Below are 17,851 nucleotides of genomic sequence, written 5' to 3'. Positions count from 1 at the left end.
CCTGTTGGATTTGCGGCTCCGCCGCGTGGGCGCGCTCAGCCCCCACGCACCCGCAGACCACGAACGACCTGCCACGGCCCCCTCAGCGGAGCGTCACGCCGAGTCGCGCACCACCAGCTCCGTCGGCAGGATCACCGCCGCCGGGTCCTCGCCCCCGATCTGCGCGAGCAGCAACCGCACCATCTCGGCGCTGATGCGGTCGTAGGGCTGGCGGATCGTGGTGAGGGCGGGGACCGCCTCCGTCGCCGCGACCGAGTCGTCGAAGCCGCCGACAGCGATGTCATCCGGCACCCGGCGGCCCGCCCGGCGCAGCGCCGTCAGGGCGCCCTGCGCCATCAGGTCGGAGGCCACGAACAGGGCGTCCAGGTCGGGGGCGCCGGCGAGCAGCCGGTCGGCGCCCGCCTCGCCGCTGGCCCGGCTGTAGTCGCCGGAGACGACCAGCCGCTCGTCGAACTCGACGCCCGCCTCCGTGAGCACCTCGCGGTAGCCGGCCAGACGGTCGACACCGCCCGGGGTGTCCAGCGGGCCGGTGATCATGCCGATGCGGCGGCGGCCTGTGTCCAGCAGGTGCCGGACCATGTCCCGGGCGCCGTCCCGGTCGTCCGCCGCCACGTAACTCACCTTGGAGCCGGGCCCCATGGGCTTGCCGCACTGGACGAGCGGTACCCCGGCCTCGCGCAGCTCCTCGGCGACCCGGTCGCCCGAGTGGCTGGAGACCAGCAGCACCCCGTCGACGTGCCCGGCGGTGATGTACCGCGTGATCCGCCGCCGTTCGTCCTTCGTGCCCGCCAGCATCAGCAGCAGCGGGATGTCGTGCCCGGCCAGCGCCTGCGTGCAACCACTGAGCAGCACATTGAAGTTGGGGTCCTCGAAGAACCGCTCCTGGGGCTCGGTCAGCAGGAAGCCGATGGAGTCCGAACGCCCGGTGATCAGCGACCGGGCGTGCCGGTTCACGACGTACCCGGTCCGGCGGATCGCGTCGTTGACCGCCTCCTGCGCGGCGGGGCTGACGTAGTGCCCGCCGTTGAGCACGCGCGAGACGGTCCCTCGTGAGACACCTGCCTCGCGCGCCACGTCGTGGATCGTCGGCGGTCTGCGCCGGCCCCCCGCATTGCTGCTCATGGTCATGACTTTACGGCCCCGGACAGCAGGTCAAGGCTCCAGAAGCGCTGAATGACCAGGAAGAGCGCGATCAGCGGCAGCACGGCCAGGAAGGCGCCGGTGATCACCAGGGTGTACAGGGCCGGGGTGTTGGCGCCCTGCATGAGGAGCGTGTACAGACCGAGGGTGAGCGGGAACCGCTCGTCGTTGCTCAGCATGATGTACGGCAGCAGGAAGTTGTTCCAGATCGCCACGAACTGGAACAGGAACACCGTCACCATGCCGGGGATCATCATCGGCAGCGCGATCCGGGTGAAGATCCGCCACTCGCTCGCCCCGTCCATCCGCCCGGCCTCCACCACGTCGGTGGGGACGGCCGCGGCCGCGTAGATCCGCGAGAGGTAGACCCCGTACGGGGCGAGGATCTGGGGGAGCAGCACGGACAGGTAGGAGTCCGTGAGGTTCGCCTTGGCCAGCAGCAGGTACTGCGGGATGGCCAGGATGACCGGGGGCATCAGGACGCCCGCGAGCAGCACGTTGAAGATCGCCTCGCGGCCCCTGAACCGGTAGGTGGCGAGGGCGTAGCCGCTGAACGCCGACACACACGTCGAGACCAGGGCACCGAGACCGGCGTACAGACCGGAGTTGAGCATCCACTGCCAGTAGATGCCGTCCCGGTAGGCGCTGAGGTCCTTGAGGTTCTGGGTGAAGCCGGAGCCGGGCAGGAAGGTGAACGTGGAGAACAGCTCGCTGCCGGACTTGGTGGACGCGATCACCACCCAGGCCACCGGCAGCAGCGTGTAGACCGCGCCCAGCAGCAGGGTGATCGTCGGGATCAGGGCGACCCGGCGGCGGGGCGACGGCCCCTTGGCCGTACCGGGTGTCGTACCGGCCGCCGGGGCGACCTTGTGGACGGCGACAGAACTCACTGCGCGGCTCCTTGACTGGCGTCCTGCCTGTTGCGGCGGTTCGCGGCCCGCAGGAACCCGAAGGACAACGCCAGCGTGGCGAGGGCGATCAGCGTCGCCTCGGCCGACGCCGAGTAGATGTCCCCCTTGGCGAAGGCGTCGACGTACACCTTCATCAGCGGACTCCAGGTCGTGCTGACCGAGTTGGTGAGGGGCTTGAGGGTCATCGGCTCGTTGAACACCTGGAGCGTGGCGATGATGGAGAAGAAGAAGGTCAGCACCAGCGAGGGCGCCACCATCGGGATCTTGATCCGCAGGGCGATCTGCAGCGGGGTGGCGCCGTCCAGCTTGGCCGCCTCGTACACCTCGACCGGGATGGACCGCAGCGAGGTGTAGATGACGATCATGTTGAAGCCGGTGCCGCCCCAGACCGCGATGTTGGAGAGGGCCAGGTACAGGGGCCCGCCGTCCAGCAGGTTCGGCTGCGCCAGGTGCAGCTTCCCCAGCACGTAGTAGAAGGGGCTGACGTCCGGCAGGTACAGGAAGCCCCACAGCAGCGCGGCCACCACGCCGGGGATGGCGTAGGGCAGGAAGATCGCGAGCCGGGTGAACGGGGCGAGGCGGACCCGCTCGGAGTCGAGCATCAGGGCGAACAGGAGGGCGAGGCCCAGCATCACCGGGACGACGATGCAGCCGTAGCCGAGGACGCGCAGCGCACCCTGGTAGAACTCGTTGTCGGTGAGGGCGTCGCGGTAGTTCTCCAGGCCGGCCCAGACCTCGCTGCGGGCGCCGGCGCCCAGGCCGAGGCCGGAGACGTGCACCTTGCGGAAGCTGAGCCAGACCGCGTACCCGATGGGCAGCGCGAAGAACAGGGCGAAGAGGACGGTCGCGGGGAGAAGGAAGGCGTACGGGGCCCCCTTGACCCCGTACGACTTCCGGCCGGTGGGGCTGGTCACTGAGAGACCTCGAAGCCCTGCTTCTTCATGTCGGCGACCGTGGCGTCCTGCATGGTGTTCAGGGCGGTCACGAAGTCCGACTTGTTCTTCGCGGCGGTGCCGAACGCGTCGTTGAAGGACGTGTAGGCGACGTTCACGTTCGGGCCCCAGGCGGAGGGCGCCGTGGTCTTCGCGATCTTGGCGGCATCGGTGTAGAAGTCGGCCTGGTTCGAGAAGTACTCCGGCGGGTTGGAGAAGGCGCCGCTGAGCTGGGCCGAGCTGGACGCCGGGTAGATGCCGCTCTCCTTGGCGAGGGCGTTGAGCGCGTCGCCGTCGGTGTTCAGCCAGGCGGCGAACTTGGCGGCGGCCTCCTGGTGCTTGGAGTCGGTGGTGACGGCGGTGGAGGAGCCGCCCCAGCTGCCGGTGACGTCCTCGGACGCGGACCACTGGGGGAGCGGGGCCATCGCCCACTTGCCCTTGGTGTCCGGCGCCGCCGTGGTCAGGGTGCCGGGCGCCCACACGGCGGAGACCCAGGCGATCTGCTTGCCGGTGTTCAGCGCCTTGTTCCAGGCCGGGGTGTACATCGGCTGGTTGTCGATGGCGCCCTCCTTGACCAGGCCGCCCCAGAACTTGGCGACCTTCTGGGTGGCCGCGTCGTTGATGGCGACCTTCCACTTGTCGCCGGAGGTGGTCCACCACTTGGCGCCGGCCTGCTGGGCGAGGCCCGCGAAGAGACCGGAGTCGTTGGCGGAGAACGTGGTCAGGTCGGTGTCCGGCGCCTTCTTCTTCAGCGCGCGGGCGGTCGAGGCGAACTCGTCCCAGGTGGTGGGGACCGTCAGGCCGTACTTCTTGAAGAGGTCCGCGCGGTAGTAGAACATCATCGGGCCGATGTCCTGCGGCACCGCGTACACCGCGTCCGTGCCCAGCGTGACCTGCTGCCAGACGCCGTCGGCGAACTTGCTCTTCGCGTCACCGACGTTCTTCGATATGTCGGCCACGGCGTCGTTGCTGACCAGCGTCGGCAGCGCCTGGTACTCGGCCTGCACCAGGTCGGGGCCGTTCTTCGCCTTGTGCGCGGTGAGGATCTTGGTGACCAGCGTGTCGCCGGACGCCTGCTTCTTCACCGTGACGGTGATCTGGTCCTTCTTGCCCTCGCCCTTGTTCCACAGGTCCACGACCTTGTCCATACCGGGCGCCCAGGCCCAGTACGTCAGCGAGACCGGACCGGAGTCGGCCTTGCTGTCGTCGGACGAGCCGCAGGCGGCGAGGGCGGTGGCGCCGAGCGAGACGGCGACGACGGTTGTCACGAGGCGACGGCGCTTCGTGTGCGGCATGGATCTCTCCCCTGGCCTGGGTCCCCGCCCGTCGCGGGAACCTGCCGTGCATATGTGTGGGCTTTCCAGACAGCACAGACCCGGATCATCGCCTGCCGCGAGTCCGTGTCATGCTCTGTGAGCGTTCACAGTAGAGAAACATCCCGGACACTTGTCAATGGTTGTTGCTGTGCGGTTATGTTGGGCTCACGCCACGATCGATGTGTGTGCACGTTCCCAAATGATCGATTAAACGGGAGAGATCCATGCCGGACACCACCCCCAGGGGCCTCACCAGGCTCGCCTTCGGCGGGGACTACAACCCCGAGCAGTGGCCGGAAAGCGTCTGGCACGAGGACGTCCGGCTGATGCGCGAGGCCGGGGTCACCATGGTGAGCGTCGGGATCTTCTCCTGGGCCCTGCTGGAGCCGGCGCCGGGGGAGTACGACTTCGGCTGGCTCGACCGCGTGCTCGACCTGCTGCACGAGAACGGCATCCGCGTCGACCTGGGCACCCCCACCGTCGTACCGCCCGCCTGGTTCTACCGCGCGCACCCCGAGGCCCTGCCGCTGACCGCGGAGGGCGTGCGGTACGAGTTCGGCTCGCGCGGCGCCATCTGCCACTCCAACGCCGACTACCGCGCGGCCGCCGCGAACATCACCACCAGGCTGGCCGAGCGCTACGGCGACCACCCGGCGCTCGCCCTGTGGCACGTCCACAACGAGTACGGCGTCCCGGTCTCGGCCTGCTACTGCGACTCCTGCGCCGCCCACTTCCGCCGCTGGCTCGCGGACACGTACGGCACGGTCGACGGGGTCAACGAGGCCTGGGGCACGGCCTTCTGGGGCCAGCACTACACGGACCTGGCGCAGATCAACCCGCCGCGCGCCACCCCCACGGTGGGCAACCCGGGCCAGGCCCTGGACTACAAGCGGTTCGCCGACGCCACCGTCCGCGAGAACTTCGTGGCCGAGCGGGACATCCTGCACCGCCTCTCGCCCGGCGTCCCGGTCACCACCAACTTCATGACCGCCCTCAGCCAGTGCGACTCCATGGACTACTGGGCCTGGGGCCGCGAGGTCGACCTGGTCACCAACGACCACTACCTGATCACCGACGGCCGCCGCACCCACGTCAACCTCGCGATGGCCGCCGACCTGACCCGCTCCGTCGCCGGCGGCGCCCCCTGGCTGCTCCTGGAGCACTCCACCTCGGGTGTCAACTGGCAGCCGCGCAATCCGGCCAAGGCGCCCGGCCAGATGGCCCGCAACTCCCTCGCGCACGTGGCCCGCGGCTCCGACGGCGCGATGTTCTTCCAGTGGCGCCAGTCCCGGCGCGGCGCCGAGAAGTTCCACTCGGCGATGCTCCCGCACGGCGGCACCGAGACCCGGGTGTGGCGCGAGGTCGTCGAACTGGGCGCCTCCCTCGACTCGTTGAGCCAGATCCGGGGCAGCCGCACCCGGGCCGACGTGGCCGTGCTGTGGGACTGGCAGTCCTGGTGGGCGCAGAACCTCCAGTGGCGCCCCAGCGAGGACCACGACCCGCGCGAGCGCGCCGACGCCTTCTACGAGGCCCTCTACGACCGCCACCTCACCGTCGACTTCGCCCACCCGGAAAGCGACTTGTCGGCCTATCCCCTTGTCGTCGTACCGGCCTTGTACCTGATGACGGAGGCGGCCGGGAACAACCTCCGGGAGTACGTCGAGAACGGCGGCACGCTGGTCGTCTCGTACTTCTCCGGCATCGTCGACGAGCACGACGCCGTGCACGAGGGCGCCTACCCCGGCCCCCTGCGCGACGTCCTCGGCCTGGACGTGGAGGAGTTCTCGCCGCTCCTGAAGGACGGACGGGTGCGCCTGACCGGCCCCGACGGCTCCGAGCTGACCGGCGACGTGTGGACCGAGTTCGTCCTCCCGCGCGGCGCCGAGACCGTCTGGACCTACGCCGACGGCCTCACCGCGGGCCACCCGGCGGTCACCCGGCACCAGCTGGGGGAGGGCACCGCCTGGTACGTGTCGACCCGCCTCGACGCCCACGGCCTGGACGCGCTGCTCGGCTGGGCCGCCGAGGACGCCCGGATCGCGCCCCGCGCCGAACTGCCCCGCGATGTCGAGGTCGTCCGCCGCACCGGCGAGTCCGGCACCTTCCTGTTCGCGATCAACCACACCGCCACCGACGCCAAGGTGCCCCTGGAGGCGCACGGCACCGAACTGCTGACGGGCGAACGCGCCGCGGGCCGGCTGGCGGTCCCCGCGGGGACCGTCCGGGTCGTACGACTCGACGGCTGAGCACCGGCACCGGGCCCCGGCCCGCCGATACTCCCCTCCGTCCGCGCGTGCCACGAGAGCCGCGGGCGGAGGGGCTCTCCTCCGGCCCCGCCGGAGGACACCCCTCCCCAGTCACGTCGAAGGGACGACGGACGATGATGTTCCATCCCAGACGCACCATCAGAGCCCTGCTGCTGCCGCTCCTGGCCGGGCTCGCCCTCACCGCCCTTCCCGCGCAGACCGCCCAGGCGGCGTCCACCCTCACCAACGGCGGCTTCGAGTCGGACGGCGCGGGCGTGGCCGGCCCCGCCGGCTGGTCGGAGTACGGCGACACGGGCGCCTCGTACACCGAGTCCGGCGGCCACAGCGGCAGTTACCGCCTCAGCCACTACTCGGCCTCGGCCTACAAGGTGGAGACCTACCAGTACCTGTCGGGGCTGACCAACGGGAACTACACGCTCACCGCCTGGACCCGCTCCAGCGGCGGTCAGAACTCCGCGTACATATCGCTGAAGAACTGCGGGAGTTCGGAGCAGCGGACCGACCTGCCCGTCTCCACCAGCAGCTGGGTGCGGATCGTCACCTCGATCGCGGTCACCAACAACCAGTGCACGATCAGCGTCTACTCCGACGCCAACGCGGGCAACTGGATCAACGTCGACGACGTGACGTTCGCCTCCGGCTCGACGGGCCTCGCCATCAAGGGCGCCGACATATCGTCACTCGCCAAGAGCGAGGCCAAGGGCGGCGTCTACAAGACCAGTTCCGGCACCACCGGGGACGCGGTCACCATCCTCAAGAACGCCGGCATGAACTACGCGCGGCTGAAGGTCTGGGTCAACCCGGCCGACGGCTACAACGACAAGGCGCACGTGCTGGCCATGGCCAAGCGGATCAAGGCCGCCGGCATGAAGCTGCTGGTCGACTTCCACTACTCGGACAGCTGGGCCGACCCGGGCAAGCAGACCAAGCCCGCCGCCTGGTCCGGCCACTCCTACAGCCAGCTGAAGACCGACGTGTACAACCACACGTACGACGTCCTGAACGCGCTGAAGTCCCAGGGCACCACCGCCGACATGGTCCAGATCGGCAACGAGATCAACGGCGGCATGCTCTGGTCCGAGGGCTCCACGGACAACTGGTCACAGCTCGCCGGCCTGATCAACTCCGGCTACAGCGCGGCCAAGGCGGTCTCCTCCTCCACCCAGGTCGCCCTGCACCTGGCCAACGCGGGCGACGACGCCACGGTCCGCTGGTGGTTCGACAACGCCAAGACCTACGGCATCAACTACGACGTGATCGGGCTGTCGTACTACGGCTACTGGCACGGCTCGCTGGCCGCCGCCCAGACCACCCTGGACGACGTGGCCTCCCGCTACTCCAAGCCGGTCTTCGTCGCCGAGACCGCCTACCCGTTCACCCTCGCCCAGGACGACTCGCTGGAGAACCAGATCGACACCAGCGGTGAACTGGTCACCGGCTACCCGGCCACCGCGGCCGGCCAGCTGGCCTGGATGAACGCCGTCGCGAACATCGTCGAGGCAGTCCCGAACGGCCGGGGTCTCGGCGTCTTCTACTGGGAGGCGACCTGGACCGCCGTCACCGGAAACGGCTGGGACCCGACCGACGCCACCTCGGGCAACGGCTGGGAGAACCAGGCCCTGTTCGGCTACGACGACAAGGCGCTCTCCTCCATGGCGTGGTTCAGCCACCGCTGAACCACCACTGACGGGGGGCCCGGCCGTTAAGGGGACGGCCGGGCCCCTCCGCCGTGTCCCGGGCGCGTCACGCGTCACGTCCCCAACCGGCCGATCTCGTACGGCCGTTCGGTCTCGGACAACGCGCACCGAGTCCCTGACGTGGGGGCTTCGGCTGCGGGACAGTGGGGCACACGAACTACGAGGAGGCAGGGACGGAGGCCGGTCGGATGCTGAGGAACCCCACGAGCGCGCATCGCCTGGACATTCTGGACTGGCTCAAGGATCCGGCGGCCCACTTCCCGCCCCAGCGCCACACCGACCTCACCGAGGACGGCGTCACCGCCCGGGCCGTCGCCGCCAAGCTCGGCGTCTCCCGCAGGGTCGCCGGCACCCATCTGGCCCTGCTGACCCGGCTCGGGCTGCTGCGCACCAAGCGCATCCGGCACCGCACCTACTACCGGCGCGACGAGATGCGGATCGCGGAAGTGGCCCGGATGTTCGAGAAAGGCTGGTGAGAACCGTTCCGCCTGCCACCATGGGGCTCATGGACCGACCCACGCGCCTCGTCCCCCTCCACTACGTCGCCGTCGGCGGCCGGGGCCCGGAGGACGTGGTGACGGATCCGGACGGCCGGGTCCTCACCGGCGTCGAGGACGGCCGCATCCTGCGCCTGGACGGCCTCGGCGACCCGGACACCCCCCGGGTCCGGGAGCTCGCCCGGACCGGCGGCCGCCCGCTCGGGCTCGAACTGCTGCCCGACGGCGACCTGCTGGTGTGCGACGCGGAGCGCGGGCTGCTGCGCGTCGGCCTCGCCGACGGCACCGTCCAGGTCCTCGCCGACACGGTCGAGGGGGAGCCGCTGCGGTTCGCCAGCAACGTGGTCGCCCTGCCCGACGGCACCCTCTACTTCACCGTCTCCAGCCGCCGCTTCCCGCTGGACCACTGGATCGGCGACATCGTCGAGCACAGCGGCACCGGCCGCCTGCTGCGCCTCGCGCCCGGCGCCCGTACGCCCGAAGTCGCCTGCGACGGGCTCCAGTTCGCCAACGGGCTGGCCGTCAGCGGCGACGGCACCTTCCTGATCGTCGCCGAGACCGGCGCGTACCGCCTGACCCGGTACTGGCTCACCGGCCCGCGGGCCGGCCGCGCCGAGTTCTTCGCCGAACTCCCCGGCATGCCGGACAACCTCTGGCGCGACGGCGATCTCACCTGGGTCGCCCTGGCCGGACCGCGCAACCCCCCGCTGGACCTCTTCCACCGCACCCCGGCCGCCGTGCGCCGGGCGGCCGCCCGGGCCGCCGTGCACGCCCCCTACCGCCCGGCCGGGACGGTCGCCGTCGTCGCCCTGGACGACCACGGCAGGGTCGTGCACCACCTGGCCCGCCGGCCCTCCGGCTTCCGCATGGCGACCAGCGTCTGCCGCACCGGGCGCCTGCTGGTCCTCGGCAGTGTGTGGGAGCCCGGCGTCGCGGTCTGCGCGGCCCCCACCGCGAAGTGACCGCCGGGTACGCCCGGCGGTACCCTGTTGCACCCGTCGGGGCGGTGCCGAACAGGAGACGTACGACCGATGACAGCCCCGGAAGCCGAGAGCCTCCGAGTCCAGCCGAGCCCGCGGCGGCGGCCCGAGTGGCGCACCCAGGCGCCGGTCGTCGCGGTGGTCGCCGCCGGCGGCGCGATCGGCGCCGTGGCCCGCTACGGCCTCGCCCTCGCCCTGCCCACCGCGGCCGGCGGATTCCCCTGGGCGACCTTCTGGACCAATGTGATCGGCTGCGCCGTGATCGGCGCCTTCCTGGTCCTGATCACCGAAGGACTCCCCGCGCACCGCCTGGTCCGCCCGTTCTTCGGCACCGGCGTCCTCGGCGGCTTCACTACCTTCTCCACGTACGCCGTCGACATCCAGAAACTGGTCGACCACGGCCGCCCCGCCACGGGCCTGGCCTACCTCGCCGCGACCCTGTGCGCGGCCATGGCGGCGGTGTGGTGCGCGGCCGCCGCGACCCGCCGTGTCCTCACCCGGAGGCAGCGATGACCAGACTGACCGGCCGCGCCCTGCGCCTGACCGTCCACATCGGCGAGGACGACATCTGGCACCACAAGCCCCTCTACACGGAGATCGTGCACCGCGCCCACCGGGCGGGCCTCGCGGGCGCCAGCGTGTTCCGGGGCATCGAGGGCTTCGGCGCCTCCTCCCGCATCCACACCTCCCGGCTGCTGTCCCTGAGCGAGGACCTGCCGGTCGCGGTCGTGATCGTGGACACCGAGGAGCGGGTCCGGGCGTTCCTGCCGCAGCTCGACGAACTGGTGACCGAGGGTCTGGTCACGCTGGACGACTGCGAGGTCATCCGGTATGTCGGCCGCACGGACGACACGGGCAAAACGGACGCGGAAGGTAAGAAGTCGTTGTGAACTGGCTGTTGGTCGTCGCCGGCGCCGTCGTGGGTGCTCCGCTGCGCTATCTCACCGACCGCGCCGTCCAGGCCAGGCACGACTCCGTCTTCCCCTGGGGCACCTTCGTGGTCAACGTCACGGGCTGCCTGATCCTGGGCCTGCTCACCGGCGCGGCCTCGGCCGGCGCCGCGGGCCCGCATCTCCAGCTGTTGCTGGGCACCGGGCTGTGCGGGGCGCTGACGACGTACTCGACGTTCTCGTACGAGACCCTCCGGCTGACCGAGACCGGCGCCGGGCTCTACGCTGCCGCCAACGTCGTCGCGAGCCTCGTCGCGGGGCTCGGGGCGGCCTTCGCCGGGGTGGCGATCGCCCAGGCGGTCTGGTCCTAGGACTTGCTTCACACCACCGCGCTGTAAGACTGTCTACAGCACTGTCGACCAAACTCTGCAGAACTGGATCCCATGAGCGCCATCTCAGTCGGCCAGGCCGCCATCCTCGGGGTAGTCGAGGGGGTGACCGAGTTCCTCCCGGTGTCCTCCACCGGCCACCTCAAGATCACCGAGGGGCTCATGAACATCCCCGTCGACGACCAGTCCGTCGTCGGGTTCTCCGCCGTCATCCAGGTCGGCGCCATCGCCGCCGTGCTCGTGTACTTCTTCAAGGACATCAAGCGCATCGTCTCGGCCTGGTTCCGCGGTCTGACCAACAAGGAAGAGCGCTACCACCACGACTACAAGTTCGCCTGGTGGGTGATCGCCGCGACCGTCCCGATCGTCCTGGTCGGTCTCGCCGCCAAGCCGCTCATCGACGGCGCGCTCGGCTCCCTGTGGGTGGTCGGCGGCTCGCTGATCGTCGGCTCCGGCGTGATGTGGGCGGCCGACCAGATGGGCCGCCACAAGCGCGGTGAGGACGACACCTCCTTCAAGGACGCGATGCTGGTCGGCTGCTCGCAGATCCTCGCCCTGCTCTTCCCGGGCTTCTCCCGCTCCGGCGCCACCATGTCCACCGCGCTCATCCTCGACCTGGACCGCGTCGCCGCCACCCGGCTCTCCTTCTTCCTCGGCATCCCGGCCCTGACCGGCGCCGGCATCTACGAGCTCAAGGACGCCCTGGGCGCGGGCGTGGGCGCCGCCCCGCTCGCGGTCGGCACGATCGTCTCCTTCGTGGTGGCCTACGCCTCCATCGCCTGGCTGCTGAAGTTCGTCGCCAAGCACTCCTTCAACGCGTTCGTGATCTACCGGATCGTGATCGGCCTGGCGCTCTTCGGCCTCCTCGCCACCGGCACCATCAACGCCTGACCGATTCACCCGTCCCACGAGTCACCGCTCCGCCACGGGGTGTGACGCCTGCGCATTCAGGTGTCGCACCCCGTGAATGTTTCCTTTCGCGACACCTTGACAGTCTCGTCCCGCAACCCGGAACATCTCACCCGTGAACCTGTCAGACAGCCCGACAGCCGGACAGCCCCCGCGACGCGTGAGCGCCATGGAGGCGGTGCTGGCGCACCTGCGCGGTGCCATCGAGCGCGGCGAGTACGCGATCGGCGACAAGCTCCCCTCCGAGGCGGAGCTCTGCCGCACCCTGGAGGTCAGCAGGCCCGTCCTGCGCGAGGCCCTGCGGGCCCTGCAGACGATGGGCCTGACCGTCTCCAAGACCGGCAAGGGCACCTTCGTCGTGGCCAGCGCCGTCGAGGACCCCACCTTCGGCGACTACGCGGCGAGCGACCTGCTCGAAGTCCGCCGGCACATCGAGATCCCGGTCGCCGGGTACGCGGCGCTGCGCCGCAGCCCCGAGAACCTGGACCACCTGGCCCATCTGCTCGACCGCATGGAGCGGGAGACGGACACCACCGCGTGGGTCGCGATGGACACCCTCTTCCACCTCGCCGTGGCCGAGGCCGCCCAGAACCCGGTCTTCCGCCGGGTCATCGAGGAGATCCGGGACGCACTGGCGCGTCAGTCGGCCTTCCTCAACGAACTGGGCGGCCGCCGGGAGCAGTCCAACCGGGAGCACCGGGCCATCGTCGAGGCCCTGATCGACGGTTCCGAACCCGACGCCGTGGAGGCCATGAGCCACCACCTCGACCGCGTCGAGACCACCCTCACCCACATCGTGCGCCCCGCGCGCACGGACCAGCACCAGGAAGGCGGAACCGAGGCGTGAGCGAACAGCACCTCAAAGACGAGACGCGCCCCTCGTCCCGTCACGTCGACGCCGGAGACCACGGCTACAGCAAGTCGCTGAAGCACCGGCACGTCAACATGATCGCCATCGGCGGCGCCATCGGCACCGGCCTCTTCCTCGGCGCCGGCGGCCGCCTCGCCGACGCCGGCCCCTCCCTCTTCGTCGCGTACGCGGTCTGCGGGATCTTCGCGTTCCTCGTCGTGCGCGCCCTCGGCGAACTCGTCCTGTACCGCCCGTCGTCCGGCGCCTTCGTCTCGTACGCCCGTGAGTTCCTGGGCGAGAAGGGCGCCTACACGGCCGGCTGGATGTACTTCCTGAACTGGGCGACCACCGGCATCGCCGACATCACCGCGGTCGCCACCTACACCCACTACTGGGGGATGTTCTCCGACATCCCGCAGTGGGTGATCGCCCTGATAGCCCTGGCCGTGGTCCTCACCGTGAACCTGATCTCGGTGAAGATCTTCGGCGAACTGGAGTTCTGGTTCGCGATCGTCAAGGTCAGCGCCCTGGTGATCTTCATGGTCATCGGCATCTTCCTGCTGGTCACCCAGCACCCCGTCGACGGCGCGACCCCCGGCCCGTCCCTGATCACCGACAACGGCGGCGTCTTCCCCAACGGCCTGCTGCCCATGCTGCTGATCATCCAGGGCGTCGTCTTCGCCTACGCCTCGGTCGAACTGGTCGGTGTCGCCGCCGGCGAGACCGAGAACCCCGAGAAGATCATGCCCAAGGCGATCAACTCGATCATGTGGCGGGTCGGCCTGTTCTACGTCGGCTCGGTCGTCCTGCTCTCGATGCTGCTGCCCTGGAACAAGTACACGGCGGGCCAGAGCCCCTTCGTCACCGTGCTCTCGCACATCGGCGTCCCGGCGGCCGGCGGTGTGATGAACCTCGTCGTCCTCACCGCGGCCATGTCCTCGCTCAACTCCGGCCTCTACTCGACCGGCCGCATCCTGCGCTCCATGGCCGTCAACGGCTCCGCCCCGAAGTTCACCGGGAAGATGAGCCGCACCCAGGTGCCGTACGGCGGGATTCTGCTCACCAGCGGTATCTGTGTCCTCGGCGTGGGCCTCAACTTCGTCGTCCCCGCCGACGCGTTCGAGATCGTCCTCAACTTCGCGGCGATCGGCATCATCTCCACCTGGGGCATGATCATGCTCTGCCACCTGCTCTTCTGGCGCAAGACCCAGAACGGCGAACTCATCCGTCCCGGCTACCGACTGCCGGGTTCCCCCTGGACCGAGATCGTGACGCTGGCGTTCCTCGCCTCCGTCCTGGTCCTGATGTACGCCGACGGCGGCGCCGGACGCACCACCGTGCTCTGTGTGCCGTTGATCGTCGCAGCGCTCGTCGCCGGCTGGTACGCCGTCCGCCGGCGCGTGGCGCGCCCGTCCGCCGGAACCGACGCGTGAACCGCGTAACGGTCCCTCCCACCTCACCCGAGACCAGGCAGTGATGTACAGCAGTTCCCCCGCGGACGCACCCATCGTCCGTGAACCCCTCCACGCCCCCGTCGCCCACCTCATACGCGACGGGGTCGTCGAGGGCATCCACTACGGTTCCGTCGTCGTCCTCGGCGCCGACGGAGAGGTCCAGTTCCAGCTCGGCGACATCGAGGCCGCGTTCTACCCGCGCTCGGCCCTCAAGCCCGTCCAGGCCGTCGCCATGCTGCGGGCCGGGCTGCCCCTCGACGGCGACCTGCTCTCGCTGGCCGCCGCCAGCCACTCCGGCGAGGAGCGGCACCTCGCCGGGACCCGGCGCATCCTCGACCTCGCCGGACTGACGGAGGACGACCTGCGCAACGTCCCGGACATGCCGTACGACCCCGGCGTGCGGGACAGCTGGGTCCGGGACGGTCGGCCGCCGTCGCGGCTCGCCCAGAACTGCTCGGGCAAGCACGCGGCGATGCTGTGGACCGCGAAGCTGAACGGCTGGTCGCTGGCGGACTACCTCGATCCGGGCCATCCGCTGCAGCAGGCGATCGCCGAGATCGTCGAGGACCTGACCGGACAGCGCATCGCCCGTACGTCCGTGGACGGCTGCGGGGCCCCGCTGTTCTCCATCTCCCTGCACGGGCTGGCGCGGGCGGCGTCGCGGATCGCCGCCGCCGTGCCGGGTACGCCCGAGGCACGGGTCGCCGACGCGATGCGGGAGCACGCGGAGATGGCGTCCGGGGCGGGGCGGGACGTGGCCGCGCTGATGCGGGCCGTGCCGGGGCTGCTCGCCAAGGACGGCTTCGAGGGCGTTGAGGTCGCGGCGCTGCCGGACGGGCGGGCCGTCGCCGTGAAGATCGCGGACGGGGCGAACCGGGCGCGGGTGCCGGTGGCCGCGGCGGCGTTGGCGCGGGCCGGGGTTGATCCGTCGCTGCTCACCGAGTTCGCCGGTGAGGCGTTGCTCGGGGGCGGGCGGCCGGTCGGGTGTGTGCGGCCCGTTCGGTCGCTGGAGCCGGTTGCTGTTTCGGCTTGCGCCTAGTCGGCCGCGTGGACTTGTCGTTGGGCGGCTGCGGGCCGGTTGTGGCTGGTCGCGCCCACGCGGCGGTAGCCGCAAATTGATAACGCCCCGCGCCCCTTTCGGGGCGCTTCACCCTCACTCTTTTGAAACAGGACCCATGACTGTTCGTAGCGAACACGATCTGCTCGGCGACCGTGACGTGCCGGTCGACGCGTACTGGGGTGTGCACACCCTGCGCGCGACCGAGAACTTCCCGATCACCGGTACGCCGATCTCCGCCTACCCGCATCTGATCGACGCGCTGGCCGCCGTGAAGGAGGCCGCGGCGCTCGCCAACGAGGAGCTGGGGCTGCTGGCGCCCGAGAAGGCGGCGGCGATCGTCGCCGCGTGCCGGGAGATCCGGGGCGGCAAGCTGCACGACCAGTTCGTGGTCGACGTCATCCAGGGCGGTGCCGGGACCTCGACGAACATGAACGCCAACGAGGTCGTGGCGAACCGGGCGCTGGAGCTGCTCGGGCACGAGAAGGGGCAGTACCGGTACCTGCACCCCAACGAGGACGTCAACCTCGGCCAGTCCACCAACGACGTGTACCCGACCGCCGTCAAGGTCGCGACCGTCTTCGCGGTGCGCGGGCTGCTCAGGGCGATGGCGGTGCTCCAGGACTCCTTCGGGCGCAAGGCCGTCGAGTTCCGTGACGTGCTGAAGATGGGCCGTACGCAGTTGCAGGACGCGGTGCCCATGACGCTCGGGCAGGAGTTCTCGACATTCGCCGTGATGCTCGACGAGGACCGGAGCCGGCTCGCCGAGGCCGTCGAGCTGATCCACGAGATCAACCTCGGTGCCACGGCCATCGGGACCGGGCTCAACGCGCCCGCCGGATACGCCGAGTCGGCGCGCCGGCACCTCGCCGAGATCACCGGGCTGCCCCTGGTCACCGCCGCCAACCTGGTGGAGGCGACCCAGGACTGCGGTGCGTTCGTCCAGATGTCGGGCGTGCTCAAGCGGATCGCGGTCAAGCTGAGCAAGAGCTGCAACGACCTGCGGCTGCTGTCCTCCGGGCCGCGGGCCGGGCTCGGTGAGATCAACCTGCCGCCCGTGCAGGCCGGTTCGTCGATCATGCCCGGCAAGGTCAACCCGGTCATCCCCGAGGTGGTCAACCAGGTCGCCTTCGAGGTCATCGGCAACGACGTCGCCATCACCATGGCCGCCGAGGCCGGACAGCTCCAGCTGAACGCGTTCGAGCCGATCATCCTGCACTCCCTGTCGGAGAGCATCACGCACCTGCGGAACGGCTGCCTGACCCTGGCCGAGCGCTGCGTGGACGGCATCACCGCCAACACCGAGGTGCTGCGGGCCACCGTCGAGAACTCCATCGGCCTGGTCACCGCACTCAACCCGCACATCGGGTACACGGCGGCCACCGACATCGCCAAGGAGGCCCTCGCCACCGGCCGCGGGGTGGCCGAACTCGTCCTGGAGAAGGGCCTGCTGCCCGCGGAGCGGCTCGCCGACCTGCTGCGTCCCGAGGTCGTCGCCGGCAGCGGATCGCCCCTCGCCTGACCTGCGCGTACGCACCAGGACCGGCACGGAGGCACAATAGTGATCATGACAGTGACGTCGTCGCCCGCCTTCCTGCCGGTCCTGGAGCGCATCGCCGAGGAGATAGGCCGCACGCCCGGGCGCGGCCGTCCCGCCGACTACATCCCGGCGCTCGCCGCCTGCGATCCGCGCAGCTTCGGCATGGCGGTCGCCGAGCTGGACGGCACGGTCTACGGCGTGGGGGAGTGGCGGCAGCCGTTCTCCACGCAGTCCCTCACCAAGGTCTTCACCCTCGCCCTGGACCTCGCCCGCGAGGGCGACGAACTCTGGGAGCACGTCGGCCGCGAACCCTCCGGCAACCCCTTCAACTCCCTGGTCCAGCTGGAGTACGAGCAGGGCATCCCGCGCAACCCGTTCATCAACGCGGGCGCCCTCGTCGTCACCGACCGCCTGCACACCCGTACCTCGGACGCGGCCGGCGAACTGCTGGCCTTCCTGCGCGCCGAAAGCGGCAACGCCGGCCTGGACTTCGACCGGGAGGTGGCCGCCTCCGAGTCCCAGCACGGCGACCGCAACGCCGCCCTGGCCCATTTCATGGCCTCCTACGGCAACATCGACAACGAGGTCCCGGTCCTCCTCGACCAGTACTTCCGCCAGTGCTCCGTCGCCGCCTCCTGCGCCGACCTCGCCCTCGCCACCACCTTCCTCGCCCGCCACGGCATCCGCGCCGACGGCACCCGCCTGCTCACCCGGAGCCAGGCGAAACAGGTCAACGCCGTGATGCTGACCTGCGGAACGTACGACGCGGCAGGCGACTTCGCGTACCGGGTGGGGCTGCCCGGGAAGAGCGGGGTCGGGGGTGGGATCATCGCCGTGGTGCCGGGGCGATGTGCGTTGTGCGTGTGGAGCCCGGGCCTGGACGAACGGGGCAACTCGGTGGCGGGAGTCGCGGCGCTGGATCGCTTCACCACTTTGACGGGCCTGTCGGTGTTCTAGCGCCCCGAAGGGGCGCGGGGAACTGCGCGACCAGCCCCCACCGGACCCGCACCCAACCCCCCGAC

General features: G+C 70.3%; 17 protein-coding genes. 13 read left to right on the top strand and 4 right to left on the bottom strand.

What is annotated here, in order from left to right:
* Nucleotides 1–93: 93 nt before the first annotated feature.
* The 4 genes from ACIPSJ_RS45485 to ACIPSJ_RS45470 are packed head-to-tail and all read right to left on the bottom strand — an operon-like array spanning nucleotide 94 to nucleotide 4,278.
* A complete protein-coding gene (locus tag ACIPSJ_RS45485; protein WP_359217363.1) occupies nucleotides 94–1,128 on the bottom strand; it encodes a LacI family DNA-binding transcriptional regulator in 1,035 nt (344 codons plus the stop codon).
* Nucleotides 1,125–2,030, bottom strand: coding sequence for a carbohydrate ABC transporter permease (locus tag ACIPSJ_RS45480; protein ID WP_393798294.1), 906 nt, complete (start codon nucleotides 2,028–2,030; stop codon nucleotides 1,125–1,127). The genes ACIPSJ_RS45485 and ACIPSJ_RS45480 overlap by 4 nt, the downstream gene beginning before the upstream one ends.
* Nucleotides 2,027–2,965 (bottom strand): carbohydrate ABC transporter permease, encoded by a 939-nt coding sequence (locus tag ACIPSJ_RS45475; protein ID WP_401355154.1) that lies wholly within the window; start codon nucleotides 2,963–2,965, stop codon nucleotides 2,027–2,029. The genes ACIPSJ_RS45480 and ACIPSJ_RS45475 overlap by 4 nt, the downstream gene beginning before the upstream one ends.
* On the bottom strand, nucleotides 2,962–4,278 hold the full coding sequence (locus tag ACIPSJ_RS45470) for an ABC transporter substrate-binding protein (protein WP_401355151.1): 1,317 nt from the start codon (nucleotides 4,276–4,278) through the stop codon (nucleotides 2,962–2,964). The genes ACIPSJ_RS45475 and ACIPSJ_RS45470 overlap by 4 nt, the downstream gene beginning before the upstream one ends.
* 245 nt (nucleotides 4,279–4,523) lie before the next feature.
* Between ACIPSJ_RS45470 and ACIPSJ_RS45465 the strand changes: the two genes are divergently transcribed.
* The 13 genes from ACIPSJ_RS45465 (at nucleotide 4,524) to ACIPSJ_RS45405 (ending at nucleotide 17,786) form a co-directional block, all read left to right on the top strand.
* Nucleotides 4,524–6,545, top strand: a complete 2,022-nt coding sequence (locus ACIPSJ_RS45465) for a beta-galactosidase (protein WP_401355148.1) — start codon at nucleotides 4,524–4,526, stop codon at nucleotides 6,543–6,545.
* Between the two features lie 137 nt (nucleotides 6,546–6,682).
* On the top strand, nucleotides 6,683–8,242 hold the full coding sequence (locus tag ACIPSJ_RS45460; RefSeq protein ID WP_401355454.1) for an arabinogalactan endo-beta-1,4-galactanase: 1,560 nt from the start codon (nucleotides 6,683–6,685) through the stop codon (nucleotides 8,240–8,242).
* 209 nt (nucleotides 8,243–8,451) lie between these two features.
* Nucleotides 8,452–8,739 carry an ArsR family transcriptional regulator gene (locus ACIPSJ_RS45455; protein WP_355711547.1) on the top strand — a complete coding sequence of 96 codons (288 nt, stop codon included), beginning with the start codon at nucleotides 8,452–8,454 and terminating at the stop codon, nucleotides 8,737–8,739.
* A 29-nt stretch (nucleotides 8,740–8,768) separates the two neighbouring features.
* Entirely contained in the window at nucleotides 8,769–9,722 is a 954-nt protein-coding gene (locus tag ACIPSJ_RS45450) for an SMP-30/gluconolactonase/LRE family protein (protein WP_401355144.1), read from the top strand.
* Between the two features lie 69 nt (nucleotides 9,723–9,791).
* Nucleotides 9,792–10,253 (top strand): fluoride efflux transporter CrcB, encoded by a 462-nt coding sequence (crcB, locus tag ACIPSJ_RS45445; RefSeq protein WP_401355142.1) that lies wholly within the window; start codon nucleotides 9,792–9,794, stop codon nucleotides 10,251–10,253.
* Nucleotides 10,250–10,630 carry a DUF190 domain-containing protein gene (locus ACIPSJ_RS45440; protein ID WP_359217385.1) on the top strand — a complete coding sequence of 127 codons (381 nt, stop codon included), beginning with the start codon at nucleotides 10,250–10,252 and terminating at the stop codon, nucleotides 10,628–10,630. The genes crcB (ACIPSJ_RS45445) and ACIPSJ_RS45440 overlap by 4 nt, the downstream gene beginning before the upstream one ends.
* Nucleotides 10,627–11,001: a fluoride efflux transporter CrcB gene (crcB, locus tag ACIPSJ_RS45435; RefSeq protein WP_401355139.1), complete on the top strand. Its 375-nt coding sequence runs from the start codon at nucleotides 10,627–10,629 to the stop codon at nucleotides 10,999–11,001. The genes ACIPSJ_RS45440 and crcB (ACIPSJ_RS45435) overlap by 4 nt, the downstream gene beginning before the upstream one ends.
* A gap of 72 nt (nucleotides 11,002–11,073) precedes the next feature.
* Complete coding sequence (locus tag ACIPSJ_RS45430) at nucleotides 11,074–11,910, top strand: undecaprenyl-diphosphate phosphatase (protein WP_359217391.1); 837 nt, start codon at nucleotides 11,074–11,076, stop codon at nucleotides 11,908–11,910.
* 187 nt (nucleotides 11,911–12,097) lie between these two features.
* Complete coding sequence (locus ACIPSJ_RS45425; protein ID WP_355711635.1) at nucleotides 12,098–12,775, top strand: FadR/GntR family transcriptional regulator; 678 nt, start codon at nucleotides 12,098–12,100, stop codon at nucleotides 12,773–12,775.
* The gene (locus ACIPSJ_RS45420) at nucleotides 12,772–14,211 is read left to right on the top strand and encodes an amino acid permease (protein ID WP_401355136.1); all 1,440 of its coding nucleotides are present in this window, start codon (nucleotides 12,772–12,774) and stop codon (nucleotides 14,209–14,211) included. The genes ACIPSJ_RS45425 and ACIPSJ_RS45420 overlap by 4 nt, the downstream gene beginning before the upstream one ends.
* Before the next feature lie 43 nt (nucleotides 14,212–14,254).
* A complete protein-coding gene (locus tag ACIPSJ_RS45415) occupies nucleotides 14,255–15,271 on the top strand; it encodes an asparaginase (protein ID WP_401355133.1) in 1,017 nt (338 codons plus the stop codon).
* Between the two features lie 136 nt (nucleotides 15,272–15,407).
* Nucleotides 15,408–16,811 (top strand): aspartate ammonia-lyase, encoded by a 1,404-nt coding sequence (aspA, locus tag ACIPSJ_RS45410; protein WP_401355131.1) that lies wholly within the window; start codon nucleotides 15,408–15,410, stop codon nucleotides 16,809–16,811.
* Nucleotides 16,812–16,856: 45 nt separating this feature from the next.
* Complete coding sequence (locus tag ACIPSJ_RS45405) at nucleotides 16,857–17,786, top strand: glutaminase (RefSeq protein ID WP_401355128.1); 930 nt, start codon at nucleotides 16,857–16,859, stop codon at nucleotides 17,784–17,786.
* Nucleotides 17,787–17,851: the final 65 nt, after the last annotated feature.

Origin of the sequence: Streptomyces sp. NPDC090088 (assembly GCF_044747345.1) — a bacterium.
Taxonomy (GTDB): Bacteria; Actinomycetota; Actinomycetes; order Streptomycetales; family Streptomycetaceae; genus Streptomyces.
The sequence above is the reverse complement of the archived record's forward strand: the minus strand, read 5'-3'. Positions and strand labels throughout refer to the sequence as shown.

Coding starts and splice junctions, on each gene's coding strand:
- ACIPSJ_RS45485 (WP_359217363.1), bottom strand. CDS start 1,128: ATGACCATGAGCAGCAATGCGGGGGGCCGGCGCAGACCGCCGACGATC.
- ACIPSJ_RS45470 (WP_401355151.1), bottom strand. CDS start 4,278: ATGCCGCACACGAAGCGCCGTCGCCTCGTGACAACCGTCGTCGCCGTC.
- ACIPSJ_RS45465 (WP_401355148.1), top strand. CDS start 4,524: ATGCCGGACACCACCCCCAGGGGCCTCACCAGGCTCGCCTTCGGCGGG.
- ACIPSJ_RS45460 (WP_401355454.1), top strand. CDS start 6,683: ATGTTCCATCCCAGACGCACCATCAGAGCCCTGCTGCTGCCGCTCCTG.
- ACIPSJ_RS45455 (WP_355711547.1), top strand. CDS start 8,452: ATGCTGAGGAACCCCACGAGCGCGCATCGCCTGGACATTCTGGACTGG.
- ACIPSJ_RS45450 (WP_401355144.1), top strand. CDS start 8,769: ATGGACCGACCCACGCGCCTCGTCCCCCTCCACTACGTCGCCGTCGGC.
- crcB (WP_401355142.1), top strand. CDS start 9,792: ATGACAGCCCCGGAAGCCGAGAGCCTCCGAGTCCAGCCGAGCCCGCGG.
- ACIPSJ_RS45440 (WP_359217385.1), top strand. CDS start 10,250: ATGACCAGACTGACCGGCCGCGCCCTGCGCCTGACCGTCCACATCGGC.
- ACIPSJ_RS45430 (WP_359217391.1), top strand. CDS start 11,074: ATGAGCGCCATCTCAGTCGGCCAGGCCGCCATCCTCGGGGTAGTCGAG.
- ACIPSJ_RS45425 (WP_355711635.1), top strand. CDS start 12,098: ATGGAGGCGGTGCTGGCGCACCTGCGCGGTGCCATCGAGCGCGGCGAG.
- ACIPSJ_RS45415 (WP_401355133.1), top strand. CDS start 14,255: ATGTACAGCAGTTCCCCCGCGGACGCACCCATCGTCCGTGAACCCCTC.
- aspA (WP_401355131.1), top strand. CDS start 15,408: ATGACTGTTCGTAGCGAACACGATCTGCTCGGCGACCGTGACGTGCCG.
- ACIPSJ_RS45405 (WP_401355128.1), top strand. CDS start 16,857: ATGACAGTGACGTCGTCGCCCGCCTTCCTGCCGGTCCTGGAGCGCATC.